Here is a 15,360-nt window from a genome sequence, read left to right as displayed (position 1 = left end):
GGAATGTTGAATTACCCGAGCGGCTGGCCTGAAAATCGAAAGTTAAAGCACCGACCTCTCTTTTCGTTCCTAATGGCACCTATGGTAAACTAAATACTAACCGGGTTCGGCGTTGAATGATCCTTCCTAATTTTGATGAAGGAGGAAAAGGATGTCCGTTCGCAACAGCGCAAGGCGCCTGACGGCATTTGTGACGGCCGCGAGCCTCACGCTTGCCTTGTTGATGCCCGCCGGACCCGCTTTCGCCGATGCGGGTTTCCGCCAGTGGGTCGCGGGCTTTCGTGCCACCGCGGTTTCGGGCGGCGTTTCCGGCGCAGTCTATGACAAGGCCATGAGGGGCATCGAGCCCGACCCGGTCGTGCTGGAAAAGGCCCGCACCCAGCCGGAATTCACCGCCCCCGCCTGGGATTATTTCGACAACCGCGTGCATGACCAGTCGGTGACCAACGGTCAGGCAATGGCGCGCAAATGGAAGCCATGGCTGGATCGGATCGAGGCGCGGTTCGGCGTCGATCGCCATATCCTTCTCGCCATCTGGTCGATGGAATCGAACTATGGCGAGATCCTCAAGCGCGACGACATCATGCGCAATGTCATCCGTTCGCTGGCGACCCTTGCCTATGGCGACCCGAAGCGGTCGAAATATGCCCGAACCCAGCTGATCGCGGCGCTGAAGATCCTGCAGACCGGCGACATCGACGAAAGCCATCTCATGGGTTCCTGGGCGGGCGCGATGGGTCAGACCCAGTTCATCCCGACCAGCTATCAGCACTACGCGGTGGACATGGACGGCAATGGCCGGCGCGACATCTGGAATTCGATACCCGACGCGTTGGCGACTGCCGCCAACCTGCTCAGGAAGAACGGCTGGCAGGCCGGCAAGACCTGGGGCTATGAAGTGACCTTGCCGCCGGGCAAGCTGCCCGCCGGATCGAAGACGCTGGCGCAGTGGCAGGCGCTCGGGGTCGCCAGGGCCAACGGGAAGCCGTTCAGGAACCTGAGCGACAAGGCGACGCTCAAAGTGCCGGACGGCAGGGGCGGACCGGCCTTCCTGATGATCAGGAATTTCTCGGTCATCAAGGCTTACAACAATGCCGACAAATATGCTTTGGCTGTCGGCCTGCTCGCCGACGAAATCGCCGGTGGCACCGGCCTGGTGCAGGACTGGCAGCGGCCTTTCACCAAGCTCAGCTTCGAGCAACGGCAGGAACTGCAGAAGCGGCTTTCCGAGCACGGTTATTATGACGGCAAGTTCGACGGCAAGATCGGCGAGGGTTCGAAGGCCGCCATCATGGCCTACCAGGCGAAGGTAGGCTTGAGCCAGGATGGCTATCCGAGCCTGGAAGTGCTGAAATGGCTCCGGAAGCAATAGAGCCGCCCATGGCGTCAAGCATCCTTTCAAAAGCGGAAAGGATGCTGTAGCGCTGCGGCCTGCGCATGACTTGCCGGCTTTTTACGTTGTCATGCGCCAAGGATGGGAGACTTTCATTGGTTACGGTCGCGCGTGTCTGGCTGATCGTTCGCCGCCTGCCGATTCTCGTCCTGGCCATCGCTGTGCTTGCCGTCGCCGGCTCAAGCGCCTTTCATTCCCCGGCTTTCGCGCAGGAAGACGGAAACCGCGGCTGGTCGCTGCGCGATCTTCTTTTCCCGCGCCGCAGCGAGCGCATTGAACCCCCTGCCAATGTCCAGCCGGTGAGGCCGAAGCCGAAGGCCAGAAAACCCAAGCCGCGCCCGCCGGCCGAGCCGGAGGCGCCGGTCGTCGAAAAGGCGCCGGATGCGCGCGTCGTGCTGGTGGTCGGCGATTTCCTGGCGGGCGGGCTCGCCGAGGGTCTGGAGGTCGCCTTTGCCGACAATCCGGCGGTCAGGATCGTTTCGCGCAGCAACGGCTCGTCGGGCTTCGTGCGTGACGATTTCTACAATTGGCCGGTCGAGATCAAGTCTCTGATCGAGACGGAGAAGCCGTCCGTCGTGGTGGTCATGCTTGGCTCCAACGACCGCCAGCAGATGCGCGTCGGCGACGTGCGCGAGCAGCCGCGCTCCGAGAACTGGACCAAGGAATACGAGCACCGCACCGATGCGCTGGGCAAGGCCATTCAAGATGCAAAGGTGCCGTTCCTGTGGGTCGGCATGCCGGCGTTCGGGGCGGCAAAAATGACCTCGGACATGCTCGCCTTCAACGACATCTATCATTCAGCCGCACAGACCCATGGCGGCGAGTTCGTCGATGTCTGGGACGGCTTCGTCGACGAGAACGGCGCCTTCGTCACCTCCGGTCCGGACATCAACGGCCAGCCGGTGCGCCTGCGCTCCGACGACGGCATCAACGTGACCAAGGCCGGCAAGCGCAAGCTTGCCTTCTACACCGAAAAGCCGCTGGCCAAGATCCTCGGGCTGGCGGCACCCGGAAGCGTCACCACGGTTTCCGCGCCGGCGGGCGCTCCGGTCGAGGCGTCGAAGCCTGCCGCGGCCCCTGTCATCGTCGACCGCACCGCGCCGATGCTGCTCAGCGACCCCGCGCTCGACGGCGGGACCGAGCTGCTGGGTGCCGCACCGCCAGCCAAGGCCGATCCGAATCTTCCAGGCGAAAAGCTGACCGTCGAGGGCAAGGCGCCCGTCGCCTCGCCCGGCCGAGCCGACGATTTTTCCTGGCCGCCGAAGACGCCGACCGCTTCATCGGAGACCTCGACAGCGGTGCGTCGGTAGGGCCGCAACGGAAGAGCACATCGTGGCTGCAGGTAGACTCAGCGGGGGAGTACGCTAGACCCCATCAGCGCCTCGTCGATCGCGCGCGCTGCCTGGCGGCCTTCGCGGATCGCCCACACCACCAGCGACTGGCCGCGACGGACGTCGCCCGCGGCATAGAACCTGTCTATGCTGGTTCTGTAGTCGCGGTCGTCGGCCTCGACGTTGCGCGAGCGGCGGCTGTCGGTGACCATTTTTATCTCGCCGTCCAGCTCCTTCATCACGCTGTCGTTCGCCGGACCGGCAAAGCCGATGGCGATGAAGGCGAGATCGGCGCGGATGACGAACTCGGTGCCGGCGATCGGCTTGCGCTTCTCATCGACCTCGCAGCAGCGGACGCCGGTCAGCTGTCCGTCCTCGCCGATGAATTCGAGGGTCGCCACCTGAAATTCGCGCTCCGCGCCCTCGGCCTGCGAGGAAGACGTGCGCATCTTCGTCGCCCAGTAAGGCCAAACGGCGAGCTTGTCTTCCTTCTCCGGCGGCTGCGGACGGATGTCGAGCTGCGTCACGCGCACCGCGCCTTGCCGGAAGGCGGTGCCGATGCAGTCGGACGCGGTGTCGCCGCCGCCGACGACGACGACATGCTGGCCGCCGGCGATGATCGGATGTGACGGCCAGGCCACCGATTGGATCGGCTCGCCGCCGACGCGGCGGTTCTGCTGCACCAGATACGGCATGGCGTCATAGACGCCGCTGAGATCGTCGCCCGGGATGTTGGCCGGGCGCGGCGTTTCCGAGCCGCCGCAATAGAGCACGGCGTCGTGCTCGGCGAGGAGCTCGGCAACCGGCTTGTCGACGCCGACATTGACGCCGCAATGGAAACTCACGCCCTCGCCCTGCATCTGCTCGATGCGGCGATCGATGTAATGCTTCTCGATCTTGAAGTCGGGAATGCCGTAGCGCATCAGCCCGCCCGGCCGGCTCTCGCGCTCATAGACATGCACATCGTGGCCGGCGCGGCCGAGCTGCTGGGCGGCGGCCATGCCGGCCGGCCCGGAGCCGATGACGGCAACCCGCTTGCCGGTCTTCTTTTCCGGCGGGTAGGGCCGGATGTGGCCGGTCTCATAGGCCTTGTCGGCGATCGCCTGCTCGACCGTCTTGATGGCGACCGGAATGTCCTCGAGGTTCAGCGTGCAGGCTTCCTCGCAGGGCGCCGGGCAGATGCGGCCGGTGAACTCCGGGAAATTGTTGGTCGAATGCAGGTTGCGGATGGCGCTGTCCCAGTCGCCATTGTAGACGAGGTCGTTCCAGTCCGGGATCTGGTTGTGGATCGGGCAGCCGGTCGGTCCATGGCAGAACGGGATGCCGCAATCCATGCAGCGCGCGGCCTGTTTCTCGACCTCCTTGTCCGACATCGCCAGCGTGAATTCGCGGAAATGCCGGATGCGATCCGAGGCAGGCTGGTACTTCTGCACCTGCCGGTCGATTTCGAGAAACCCTGTTACCTTGCCCATAGTCCAGTCCCTGCTGTCCGAAGGCGCGCTCGCAAGCCTAGCTTGTCGGCGCACCCGTTAACCTCATAAGGCCGCCGTGGCAACCTTGGTCCGAGGTCAGGATTGTTGGTGAGGATGCCGGCCCGGCGATTGCCTCCCCGGCCGTGCCCAAAGCCTATTCCGCCGCCACGCTCATGCGCATGCGCTCCATCTCGATCAGCGCGCGGCGATACTCGACCGGCATGATTTTCCGGAATTTCGGCCGGAAGCTTGCCCAATTGTCGAGGATCTCGCGGCCGCGCACCGAGCCCGTGTAATGGACGTGGTTCGAGATCAGCTGATAGAGCCGCTCCTCGTCATGGCTTGTCATGTCACCGGAGACGTCGACGCGGCCCTTATGGTCGAGGTCACCGCCATGATGGAGCAGCTTCTCCATCAGGTCGTCCTCTTCCGGAACGGGCTCCAGCTCGACCATCGCCATGTTGCAGCGTTCGGCGAAATCGCCCTTCTCGTCGAGCACATAGGCGACGCCGCCCGACATGCCGGCGGCGAAGTTGCGGCCCGTTTTGCCGATGACCACTACTATGCCGCCGGTCATGTATTCGCAGCCATGGTCGCCGACGCCTTCGACGACGGCAACGACGCCGGAATTGCGCACCGCGAAGCGCTCGCCGGCGACGCCGGCGAAATAGGCCTCGCCCTCGGTCGCACCGTAGAGCACCGTGTTGCCGACGATGATCGAGTCGGCCGCGACGATCTTGGCCTCTTCCGGCGGCCGGATGACGATGCGGCCGCCCGACAGGCCTTTGCCGACATAATCGTTGCCGGCGCCGACCAGCTCGAAGGAAACGCCGCGCGCGAGAAACGCACCGAAAGACTGGCCAGCCGTGCCGGTGAGCTTGACCTGGATCGTGTCCTCGCGCAGGCCTTTGTGCTTGAAGCGCTTGGCGACTTCGCCCGACAGCATCGCGCCGGCAGAGCGGTCGACATTGCGGATCGGCAGCTCGATGCTGACCGGCTGCTTGGCTTCCAGCGCCGGCTTTGCCAGCTCGATCAGCTTGCGGTCGAGCACGTCGTCGATCGGATGCTTCTGCCGCTCGGTCCAGTGCAGTGCCTCAGCGGGCGCCTCCGGCTTGAAGAACATCTTGGAGAAGTCGAGCCCGCGCGCCTTCCAATGCTGGATCACCTCGCGCTTCTCCAGAAGGTCGGTGTCGCCGATGATCTGGTCGAGATGGGTGAAGCCCATTTCGGCAAGCAGCGCGCGCACCTCCTCCGCCACATAGAAGAAGAAGTTGATGACATGCTCCGGCGTGCCCTTGAAGCGCTTGCGCAGCACCGGGTCCTGCGTCGCCACCCCGACCGGACAGGTGTTCAGGTGGCACTTGCGCATCATGATGCAGCCGGCCGCGATCAGCGGCGCGGTCGAGAAGCCGAACTCGTCGGCGCCAAGCAGCGCGCCGATGATGACGTCACGGCCGGTGCGCAACCCGCCGTCGACCTGCAGCGCCACGCGGGAGCGCAGGCCGTTGAGCACCAGGGTCTGATGCGTCTCGGCGAGGCCCATTTCCCACGGGCTGCCGGCATGCTTGAGCGAGGTCAGCGGCGAAGCGCCGGTGCCGCCGTCGTAGCCGGAGATCGTGATGTGATCGGCACGCGCCTTGGCGACGCCCGCCGCAACCGTGCCGACGCCGACCTCCGACACCAGCTTGACCGACACATCGGCCGCCGGGTTGACGTTCTTCAGGTCGTAGATCAGCTGCGCCAGATCCTCGATCGAATAGATGTCGTGATGCGGCGGCGGCGAGATCAGGCCCACGCCGGGGGTCGAATGCCTGACCTTGGCGATGGTGGCGTCGACCTTGTGTCCGGGCAACTGACCGCCCTCGCCGGGCTTGGCGCCTTGCGCCACCTTGATCTGCATGACGTCGGAATTGACCAGATATTCCGCCGTCACGCCGAACCGCCCCGACGCGACCTGCTTGATCGCCGAGCGTTCCGGATTCTTGCCACCGCCGGGCAGCGGCAGATAGCGGTCGGCCTCTTCGCCGCCCTCGCCGGTGTTCGACTTGCCGCCGATGGCGTTCATCGCGCGCGCCAGCGTGGTGTGCGCTTCCCGGGAGATCGAGCCGAAGGACATCGCCCCGGTCGAGAAGCGCTTGACGATCTCGGCCGCCGGCATGACGTCTTCGATCGCCACCTTGTTGCGGCCGGTCTCTTCCGCCAGCTTGATCTCGAACAGGCCGCGGATGGTCTGGGCGCGCGCCGTCGCGCTGTCGATCTGCGCCGAATACTCCTTGAACGTGTCCCAGGAGCCCTGGCGCACGGCATGCTGCAGGCTGGCGACCGCATCCGGCGACCACATATGCGCCTCGCCGCGCATGCGGAACATGTATTCGCCGCCGACCTCGAGATTGTTGCGCAGCACCGGGTCGTTGCCGAAGGCATCGGTATGGCGGCTGAGAGTCTCGGTCGCGATCTCGTCCAGCCCGACGCCTTCGATCAGCGTCGCGGTGCCGGTGAAGTACTTCTCGACGAAGTCCGACTTGAGCCCGATGGCGTCGAAGATCTGCGCACCGCAATAGGACTGGTAAGTCGAGATGCCCATCTTGGACATCACCTTGAGGATGCCCTTGCCGATCGACTTGATGTAGCGGGAGACGACCTCGTATGCGTCGACCTCCTCCGGCAGCTCGCCGCGCCTGTGCATGTCGAGCAGCGTGTCGAAGGCGAGATAGGGGTTGATCGCCTCGGCGCCATAGCCGGCCAGGCAGCAGAAATGATGCACCTCGCGGGGCTCGCCGGATTCGACGACCAGTCCGACCGCGGTGCGCAGGCCCTTGCGGATCAGGTTATGGTGCACCGCCGCCGTCGCCAGCAAAACCGGAATGGCGATGCGGTCCGGCCCGACCTGGCGGTCGGACAGGATGATGATGTTGTAGCCGCCCGCGACCGCCGCCTCGGCGCGCTCGCAGAGCCGGTCGATGGCGCCTTGCATGCCGGCAGCGCCCTCGTTCGAACCGTAGGTGATGTCGATCGTCTTGGTGTCGAAGCGGTCCTCGGTGTGTCCGATGGAGCGGATCTTCTCGAGATCGCCGTTGGTGAGAATCGGCTGGCGCACTTCAAGCCGCTTGCGGCGCGATGTGCCGATCAGGTCGAAGATGTTCGGCCGCGGCCCGATGAAGGACACCAGGCTCATCACCAGTTCCTCACGGATCGGGTCGATCGGCGGATTGGTGACCTGAGCGAAGTTCTGCTTGAAATAGGTGTAGAGCAGCTTCGACTTGTCCGACATCGCCGAGATCGGCGTGTCGGTGCCCATCGAGCCGACCGCTTCCTGGCCGGTAGTGGCCATCGGCGCCATCAGAAGCTTCGTGTCTTCCTGTGTGTAGCCGAAGGCCTGCTGGCGATCGAGCAGGCTGACATCCTTGCGCAGCGCCCGCGGCTCGACCGGCTTCAGCTCTTCAAGAATCAACTGCGTGTTGGCGAGCCAGGTCTTGTAAGGGTGCCTGGTCGCGATCTCCGACTTGATCTCCTCGTCGGAGATGATGCGGCCCTTGGCCAAATCGATCAAAAGCATGCGGCCGGGCTGCAGCCGCCACTTCTGCACGATCTTTTCCTCCGGCACCGGCAGCACGCCGGCTTCCGAAGCCATGATGACGCGGTCGTCGTCGGTGACGATGTAGCGAGCCGGACGCAGGCCGTTGCGATCGAGCGTCGCGCCGATCTGGCGCCCGTCGGTGAAGACGACCGCCGCCGGCCCGTCCCACGGCTCCATCAGCGCGGCGTGATACTCGTAGAACGCCTTGCGGTCGGAATCCATGAGCTTGTTGCCGGCCCAGGCTTCCGGGATCAGCATCATCATGGCGTGGCTTAGGCTATAGCCGCCCTGAAACAGGAATTCGAGCGCATTGTCGAAGCACGCCGTGTCGGACTGGCCTTCATAGGATATCGGCCACAGCTTCGAGATGTTGTTGCCGAACAGCTCGGAATCGACCGAGGCCTGACGCGCCGCCATCCAGTTGTTGTTGCCGCGCACCGTGTTGATCTCGCCGTTATGCGCGACCATGCGATAGGGATGCGCCAGCTTCCACGACGGGAAGGTGTTGGTCGAGAAGCGCTGGTGGACGAGGATCAGCGCCGTGTCGAAGCGCGGATCCTTGAGGTCCTTGTAATAGGCGCCGACTTGGTAGGCGAGGAACATGCCCTTGTAGACGATGGTGCGCGCCGACAGCGACACGCAATAGGCGCCGACATCCTTGTTGTCGTTCTCGGCATAAATGCGGCCCGAGATCACCTTGCGCAGCAGGTAGAGCCTCGCCTCGTACTCCTCGTCGTCCGGAATCTCGGCCGTGCGGCCGATGAACACCTGGCGATGGAACGGCTCGGAGGCGACAATCTCCGGCGCCTTCGACAGCGACGAATTATCGACCGGCACGTCGCGGAAGCCGATCAGCGGCAGCCCTTCGGACTGGGCCGATTCGGCGATGATGTCCTCGATATGGGCGCGAAGTGCTGCGTCCTGCGGCATGAACCAGTGGCCGACGCCATATTGGCCTGCCGGCGGCAGTTCGACGCCGTTTGCGGCCATCTCATCGCGGAAGAACCGATCCGGAATCTGCACCAGCACGCCGGCGCCGTCGCCGACCAGCGGATCGGCGCCGACAGCGCCGCGATGGGTGAGGTTTTCCAGCATCGCCAGACCGTCCTCGACGATCTGGTGCGACTTTACGCCCTTCATGTTGGCGATGAAGCCGACGCCGCAGGCGTCATGCTCGTTGCGCGGATCGTAGAGGCCCTGCGCGATCAAACCATTGGCGGTGGTACCAGTTTTGACGGCTGCCGCTTTCGTCTGCGCGGCCTGGCCGTTGATCGCAGATGGCGTCAGTTCCGTCATCGTCCTATCCTCCGTTCCGCACCCTTGGCGGTGATTTCCCTCGGGGCGCTGGTTTGCCTTGGGAAGCACGATGCTTCCCTTCGTCCTTGCTGCACGTCTCGCGAAATTCTTGCCGAACTATGCGGCCTTACGCCCGGTTCGCATCCGGTATCGTACAGGCCAGAGCGGAGCCGTCTACCCGCCGCTCGCGACAATGGCCGGAATGGCAGCGATGATATGCCAGTCCAGCCTGTTTTGTGCGACAAAATAAGACAGCACTACTGTCCTAAATTTTTTATGGCAGAAATCCCGCACCTGCACAAGACCGATTCACAAAATTCTTGGGCGTGCCGCGACACAAAATTTCGCGAAGGGATCGGAAAACGCAACCTCTGGTCAGTCGTTACGGCCCGGCTGGCTTCACCGTTTTGCGAAAGATTGGCCCTTGCGCTTCGCGCGCCAAAGCAGTCAAGTCGCGCCGCTTTCTGCCAATCACAATACGGACCTCTCGATGTTCTTTGCATCCGACAACTGGGCGGGCGTTCATCCCGACATTTCGGCGAACCTCTCCCGCCACGCGGCCGGCATCGCGACCGCGTATGGCGACGGCGACCTGGACCGGGCCGTCTACCATCGCTTCAGCGAGATCTTCGAGCGGGAAGTTCAGGTGTTCTTCGTCGCCACCGGCACCGCGGCCAACGCCCTTTCGATGGCGGCGTTGAACCGTATCGGCGGCATCGCCCTTTGTCATTCCGAAGCGCATATGAATGTCGACGAGTTCGGCGCGATGGGCTTCTACACCGGCGGCGCTCGTACGGCGCCGGTTGCGGGCCCCCTGGGGCGCATCAACCCGCAGGCGCTCGACAATGCCATCAAGCGCTATTCGCAGGATCTTGCGCCGGCCGGCCAGCCGATGGCCGTGACGATCACCCAGGCGACCGAGGTGGGCACCGTCTACACCGTCGACGACGTCAAGGCGATCGCCGAGGTCAGCCGTAGGCACAAGCTGCCGCTGCATATGGATGGCGCGCGCTTTGCCAATGCGATTGCCGCGACCGACGTCACGCCGGCGGAAATGACCTGGAGGAGCGGCGTCGACCTTATCTCCTTCGGCGGCACCAAGAACGGTTGCTGGATGGCCGACGCGGTGGTGATCTTCAACCCGGAAGTCGGCCGGGATCTGCGCCTGCTTCGCCAGCGCGCCGGACAGACCTTTTCCAAGGCGCGCTTCATCTCGGCGCAATTCGAAGCCTATTTCACCGACGACCTTTGGCTGAGGATGGCGCGGCATGCCAATGCGATGGCGGCACATCTCGCCGAGACGATCGAGGACGCGCCGGCCGGCAGGCTCGCCTGGCTGCCGCAGGCCAACGAAGTGTTCGCAATCTTCGACCGCGCTCTTGCCGAAAAGCTGCAGACCGCCGGCGCCAAATTCTATGAATGGGGCGTTCCGCAGGGTTTCGATGGCCATCTCGGCGACAAGGAAGCGATCTACCGTTTCGTCGCCAGCTTCGTCACCACCGCACAAGAGATCGACCGTCTCGGCCAACTCCTCTCGCAATGATCAGGTGAGCAAAGGCCCCAGCGACAGTTCGAGGCCAAGCAGGATCAAAAAAGCCAGAAAGCATCGGCGAAATGTCGCCGCGTTGATTTTCTGGCGCAGGATTAATGTCACAAACAAGCGGCGCCCTTCGGCGCCGCTTTCGTCTCGGGAGGGAGACGTTTCTTAACATGGAGCCCGCGGCTTACGCGGCGGCCTTGGCCTCGATCTGCTTGGCCTTGTCCGAAGACGAGGTGATCGCGATCTTGCGCGGCTTCAGCTCTTCCGGAATGTTGCGCTTGAGGTCGACGAAGAGCAGGCCGTTCTTCAGCGTGGCGCCCTCGACCTCAACGTGGTCGGCGAGCTGGAAGCGACGCTCGAAGGCGCGCGAAGCGATGCCGCGATAGAGCAGCTCCGAACCCTCGCCATTGTTCTCTTCCTTGCGCTCACCCTTGACGGTGAGCACATTGCGGTGCGCCTCGATCGAGATCTCGTCTTCCGAGAAGCCGGCAACCGCCATCGAGATGCGATAGGCGTTCTCGCCGGTGCGCTCGATGTTATAGGGCGGATAGGTCTGCGCGCTCTCGGGCTGGCCGAGCGTATCGAGCATGGTGAACAGCCGGTCGAAACCGACGGTCGAACGATAAAGCGGGGAAAAATCAACGTGACGCATGATGTGTTCTCCTGTTGAGCAACATGGTTTGCGTTTGACCCGGTACGAAACCCTCGAAAGGCGTTCCGGATAGGCCAGCGGCCCCGACATCAGCGGCCGCAACCTCCATTTGGGAAGCGGAAAAGCCCATTTCAAGAACTTCGCGCACCAACTTTCCGTTCGATTTTTTCGCTCGATGAACGCCAGATGAACCGAGGCTTCGGCATCCGTTCAGCCTGGGCTCGCTAGGCTGCAGTCGACAATACGGACATGCGGCGCCTCGATCGGTGCGCCGCGACGAGGCCGAACCGGGTGCAACGTCCCTTCCTCCCGGGTCGACAGAGGCCGGAAGCGCGCCGCAGGCGCTTCCGGCCTTCCCTTACAGGGAAGCGCGCCAACCCGGACCCTTTGCTTTTGGCGCATGGCCGTCTATCACCGTGGCGACGCCTGGCCCGCTCGGGCAAGAAGCAATCAACGAAGCGCCGAATGACGGACCTTTTCTATCTGACTGAGGGCAATCCGCCGCCGCAGAACGCTGCCGGCGGCTTCTTCACCACCCGCGACGGCAGGAAGATCCGCTACGGCGTTTTCGCCGCCGTCGCCCGCCCGCTCCAGGGCACGGTGGTGCTGCTGACCGGCCGCAACGAGTGCATCGAGAAATATTTCGAGACCATCCGCGATCTCGCCGACCGCGGATTCGGCGTCGCCACCCTCGACTGGCGCGGCCAGGGCGATTCCAGCCGCCTGCTGCGCGACCGGCAGCGCGGCTATGTCCGCAGCTTCCGCGACTACACCCGTGATCTCGAGCAGTTCTTCGAGGAGATCGTGCTGCCCGATTGCCGCGGCCCCTATTACATCCTCGCCCATTCGACGGGAGCGGTGATCGCGCTGCTTGCCTCGCCGTCGATGGTCAACCGGGTGCGACGCATGGTGCTGATCGCGCCTTTCCTGGCCGTGCCCGACTTGCGGGTTTCGATCGCCACCATAAGGCGCGTCTGCGCGGTGTTCTGCGCGCTGGGCCTCGGCCGCCTCTATGCCGCCTGGGGGCCGCGCCCGAAATTGCCGACGCCCTTCGAAATGAACAAGGTGACGTCCGACCCGGAGCGCTACCGGCGCAATACCGACATTTACAGGGCCTGGCCCCACCTTGGACTCGGTGGTCCGACCATCCGCTGGCTGAAGGCCGCAGCCGCAGCCGCGGAGGCGGTCAGCGACCCCGATTTCATGGCAAGGATCCAGGTACCGACGCTGATCGTCGGCGCCGGCGCCGACCAGGTGGTCTCGACCAAGGCGGTCGAATCCTATGCCAGACGGCTGCGCGTCGGCTCGTTGTTGATGATCGACGGCGCGCATCATGAGATCCTGCAGGAGAGGGATCTCTTTCGCGAGCAGCTCCTGGCGGCCTTCGATGCTTTTGTTCCGGGAACCGGCGACGCTGCCTGATCACGGAACGACGCCGCGGATCAGCCGCTCAGCGCCGCCATTGCCGCGGCGTGCAACTCCGGCGTCGCCGCCGCCAATATGTCGCCGCCGTTTTCCGCCGGCCCGCCTTCGAAGGTGGTGACGACGCCGCCCGCCTTCTCGATGATCGGGATCAGCGCCACGATGTCGTAGGATTTCAAACCCGGATCGGCGACGATATCGACGCTGCCCGCCGCCACCATGGCGAAGGCGTAGCAGTCGGTGCCGTAGCGGGCGAGCTGCACCTGTTTCTCGAACGCGTCATAGCGGTTGCGCGCCGCGCCCTTGAACAGCGCCGGCGTGGTGGTGAACAGGGTCGCCTGCGAAAGCTGCGTCGTCTTGCGCGTCGCGAGCCTGCGCGGGCCACCCGGGCCTTCGTAATGCGAGCCGGAGGCATTGGCATAGAACAGCTCGCCGGTGAAGGGCTGCGACATCAGGCCGGCTACGGCATCGCCGTCGATCGTCAGTCCGACCAGCGTTCCCCAGACCGGCAGGCCGGAAATGAAGGCGCGTGTGCCGTCGATCGGGTCGATGACCCAGACATGCCGGCTCGAAATGTTCTCGCTGCCATGCTCCTCGCCGAGGATGCCGTGATCGGGATATTCCGCCGAGATAAGCGCCCGAATCGCCCGCTCGGCCTCGCGATCGGCCTCCGTCACCGGATCGAAGCTCTCCGCCAGCTTATTGGCGACTGCGGCCTGGCTGCGGAAGCGAGGCAAGGTTTCGGCGGCGGCGGCACGCGCGATGCGCCTCATGAAGTCGATGCTGATATCCAAACCACTCTCCCCGTTGCGGCAACCATCTCGCAGCCGCTGTCTTCTTGTCGGACCGGAGCGTAAAACCGGGTCAGGCGCCCTCGCCTGTTGCCTCAAAGTCACACGTCAGGCGCCGAAACCGGATTTGCACATCATATTGAATTAAAAAAGCCTGAAGTCGATTGACATTTGTGCATCGCACAATACTTTTGTTCTCGGACAGCTTATCCTGTCCATGCCCTCCTTGGGCGTTTCCTCCCTAGACTTCGACCGTGTCGTGAAAACGATGCGGTCTTTTTTTAGCTGCGGTTCCCAGCGCCGCCGTCATTCGGCGGCGAGCGGCAGGTCGAGGAAATGATGGCCGGGCATCGAAATCAGTTCGGCCGAAAACCGCGTCAGGTCGTCGGCTAAAGCGTCGAAGCCGGCCGATTTCTGGAATGTCCGCTCGTTCATGTAGAGCCCGCGATTGACCTCGATCTGCAGCGCGTGGAGATGACGCGCCGGCCGCCCGTAATGCTCGGTTATGAAGCCGCCGGCATAAGGCTTGTTATGCGCGACAGCGTAGCCCATTCCGGTGAGCAGGCCGATCGCCCTCTCGGTTAGAGCCGCGCTGGCGGAAATGCCGAAACGATCGCCGATGATGAAGTCCGGCCGCGCGCCATTGTCGCCGACCCGGACGCTGGCCGGCATCGAATGGCAGTCGATCAGCACGGCATAGCCGAACCTGGCGTGGGTCCTGGTCAATAGCCGCTTCAGCGTCTCGTGATAGGGCTTGTAGACGGCCTCTATGCGTCCCACGGCCTCGGAGAGCGGCAGACGCCCGGGATAGATGTCGAGCCCCTCTCCCACCAGCTTCGGCACGGTGCCCAGCCCGCCCGCGACGCGGGCCGAACGGATATTGCAGAAGGACGGCACCGGCTCCGCGAACATGCGCGGATCGAGTTCCCACGGTTCGCGGTTGACGTCGAGATAGGCGCGCGGGAAATTTGCCGCCAGCATCGGCGCGCCGAGCGCGACGGCGCCGCCGAACAGTTCATCGACATAGCAATCCTCCGAGCGGCGTATGGCGTTGCGATCGAGCCGCACCATGGCCAGGAAGCGCTGGGGATAATGGCGGCCGCTATGCGGCGAGTTGAACAGGAAAGCTACGCGTTGCTCGGCGCCCGATCGGATTTCGAAGGGTGGTGTGACCGAAAAATCCTCGGCTGCCGTCTTCAATTTGAACGAACCAGGACGAAGCACTGCATCATGATGCGAAACTGCCATCTTGCGTCCGGCATGTCCAGCATTTCAGCCCCGCGAAACGCACAGTCGAAGTGGTCGAGACAAGGCCAACGTTCACTTGATGTTTACCGTCTCCTCCTCATATACAGGATGGTTAACGGGCTTGCCCGGCGGCAGGCTTGGGGCGGGTGATTCGGACGGGATACGATGGCACGCATTCTTCTGGCGGAAGACGACGACGATATGCGCCGGTTCCTCGTCAAGGCGCTGGAACGCGCCGGCTACCAGGTGAGCGATTTCGACAACGGCGCCAGCGCCTATGAGCGGCTGCGCGAAGAGCCTTTTTCGCTGCTTCTGACCGACATCGTCATGCCGGAGATGGACGGCATCGAGCTTGCCCGCCGCGCCACCGAGATCGATCCGGATCTGAAGGTCATGTTCATCACCGGCTTCGCCGCCGTCGCACTCAATCCGGATTCCAAGGCGCCCAAGGACGCCAAGGTGCTGTCGAAGCCGTTCCATCTGCGCGATCTCGTCAACGAGGTCGAGAAGATGCTTCAGGCCGCCTAAAGGGTTTTTCCGGCCGACGCATGTCGTCCAAAACGGCGCAGCGGCTGGGAAAACGACATCCACAGAAACAAAGATCTAAGCGCGTCACTCGAACCCGTTTCGACGCGACG

10 protein-coding genes are annotated in these 15,360 nt (G+C 63.7%); 5 read left to right on the top strand and 5 right to left on the bottom strand.

Annotated features, from left to right (window positions below; all coding sequences use genetic code 11):
- Positions 1-151: 151 nt before the first annotated feature.
- Together CK221_RS06345 and CK221_RS06340 are read left to right on the top strand one after the other, a co-directional pair.
- Positions 152-1,372, top strand: coding sequence for a lytic murein transglycosylase (locus tag CK221_RS06345; protein ID WP_095777123.1), 1,221 nt, complete (start codon positions 152-154; stop codon positions 1,370-1,372).
- Between the two features lie 116 nt (positions 1,373-1,488).
- The gene (locus CK221_RS06340) at positions 1,489-2,703 is read left to right on the top strand and encodes a DUF459 domain-containing protein (RefSeq protein ID WP_095777122.1); all 1,215 of its coding nucleotides are present in this window, start codon (positions 1,489-1,491) and stop codon (positions 2,701-2,703) included.
- 38 nt (positions 2,704-2,741) lie between these two features.
- Here the strand turns inward: CK221_RS06340 and CK221_RS06335 are convergent, their stop codons facing one another.
- Both CK221_RS06335 and gltB read right to left on the bottom strand, forming a co-directional pair.
- Positions 2,742-4,196 (bottom strand): glutamate synthase subunit beta, encoded by a 1,455-nt coding sequence (locus CK221_RS06335; protein ID WP_095777121.1) that lies wholly within the window; start codon positions 4,194-4,196, stop codon positions 2,742-2,744.
- Positions 4,197-4,350: 154 nt separating this feature from the next.
- Positions 4,351-9,069 carry a glutamate synthase large subunit gene (gene gltB, locus CK221_RS06330; protein ID WP_095777120.1) on the bottom strand — a complete coding sequence of 1,573 codons (4,719 nt, stop codon included), beginning with the start codon at positions 9,067-9,069 and terminating at the stop codon, positions 4,351-4,353.
- Between the two features lie 490 nt (positions 9,070-9,559).
- Between gltB and CK221_RS06325 the strand changes: the two genes are divergently transcribed.
- The gene (locus CK221_RS06325) at positions 9,560-10,612 is read left to right on the top strand and encodes a low specificity L-threonine aldolase (RefSeq protein WP_095777352.1); all 1,053 of its coding nucleotides are present in this window, start codon (positions 9,560-9,562) and stop codon (positions 10,610-10,612) included.
- Between the two features lie 181 nt (positions 10,613-10,793).
- Here the strand turns inward: CK221_RS06325 and CK221_RS06320 are convergent, their stop codons facing one another.
- Positions 10,794-11,261 carry an Hsp20 family protein gene (locus CK221_RS06320; protein WP_067002526.1) on the bottom strand — a complete coding sequence of 156 codons (468 nt, stop codon included), beginning with the start codon at positions 11,259-11,261 and terminating at the stop codon, positions 10,794-10,796.
- Positions 11,262-11,726: 465 nt separating this feature from the next.
- Here CK221_RS06320 and CK221_RS06315 point away from each other — a divergent pair, with 465 nt between their 5' ends.
- Positions 11,727-12,683, top strand: coding sequence for an alpha/beta hydrolase (locus CK221_RS06315; RefSeq protein ID WP_095777119.1), 957 nt, complete (start codon positions 11,727-11,729; stop codon positions 12,681-12,683).
- A 20-nt stretch (positions 12,684-12,703) separates the two neighbouring features.
- On the opposite strand, the gene hisN is transcribed toward CK221_RS06315, so the two are convergent.
- Together hisN and CK221_RS06305 are read right to left on the bottom strand one after the other, a co-directional pair.
- Positions 12,704-13,477 (bottom strand): histidinol-phosphatase, encoded by a 774-nt coding sequence (gene hisN / locus CK221_RS06310; protein WP_095777118.1) that lies wholly within the window; start codon positions 13,475-13,477, stop codon positions 12,704-12,706.
- A 303-nt stretch (positions 13,478-13,780) separates the two neighbouring features.
- Complete coding sequence (locus CK221_RS06305) at positions 13,781-14,722, bottom strand: N-formylglutamate amidohydrolase (protein WP_095777117.1); 942 nt, start codon at positions 14,720-14,722, stop codon at positions 13,781-13,783.
- A 165-nt stretch (positions 14,723-14,887) separates the two neighbouring features.
- On the opposite strand from CK221_RS06305, the gene CK221_RS06300 reads away from it, so the two are divergent.
- The gene (locus CK221_RS06300; RefSeq protein ID WP_006199474.1) at positions 14,888-15,250 is read left to right on the top strand and encodes a response regulator; all 363 of its coding nucleotides are present in this window, start codon (positions 14,888-14,890) and stop codon (positions 15,248-15,250) included.
- Positions 15,251-15,360: the final 110 nt, after the last annotated feature.

Source organism: Mesorhizobium sp. WSM3868 (assembly GCF_002294785.1).
GTDB lineage: Bacteria > Pseudomonadota > Alphaproteobacteria > Rhizobiales > Rhizobiaceae > Mesorhizobium.
The sequence above is the reverse complement of the archived record's forward strand: the minus strand, read 5'-3'. Positions and strand labels throughout refer to the sequence as shown.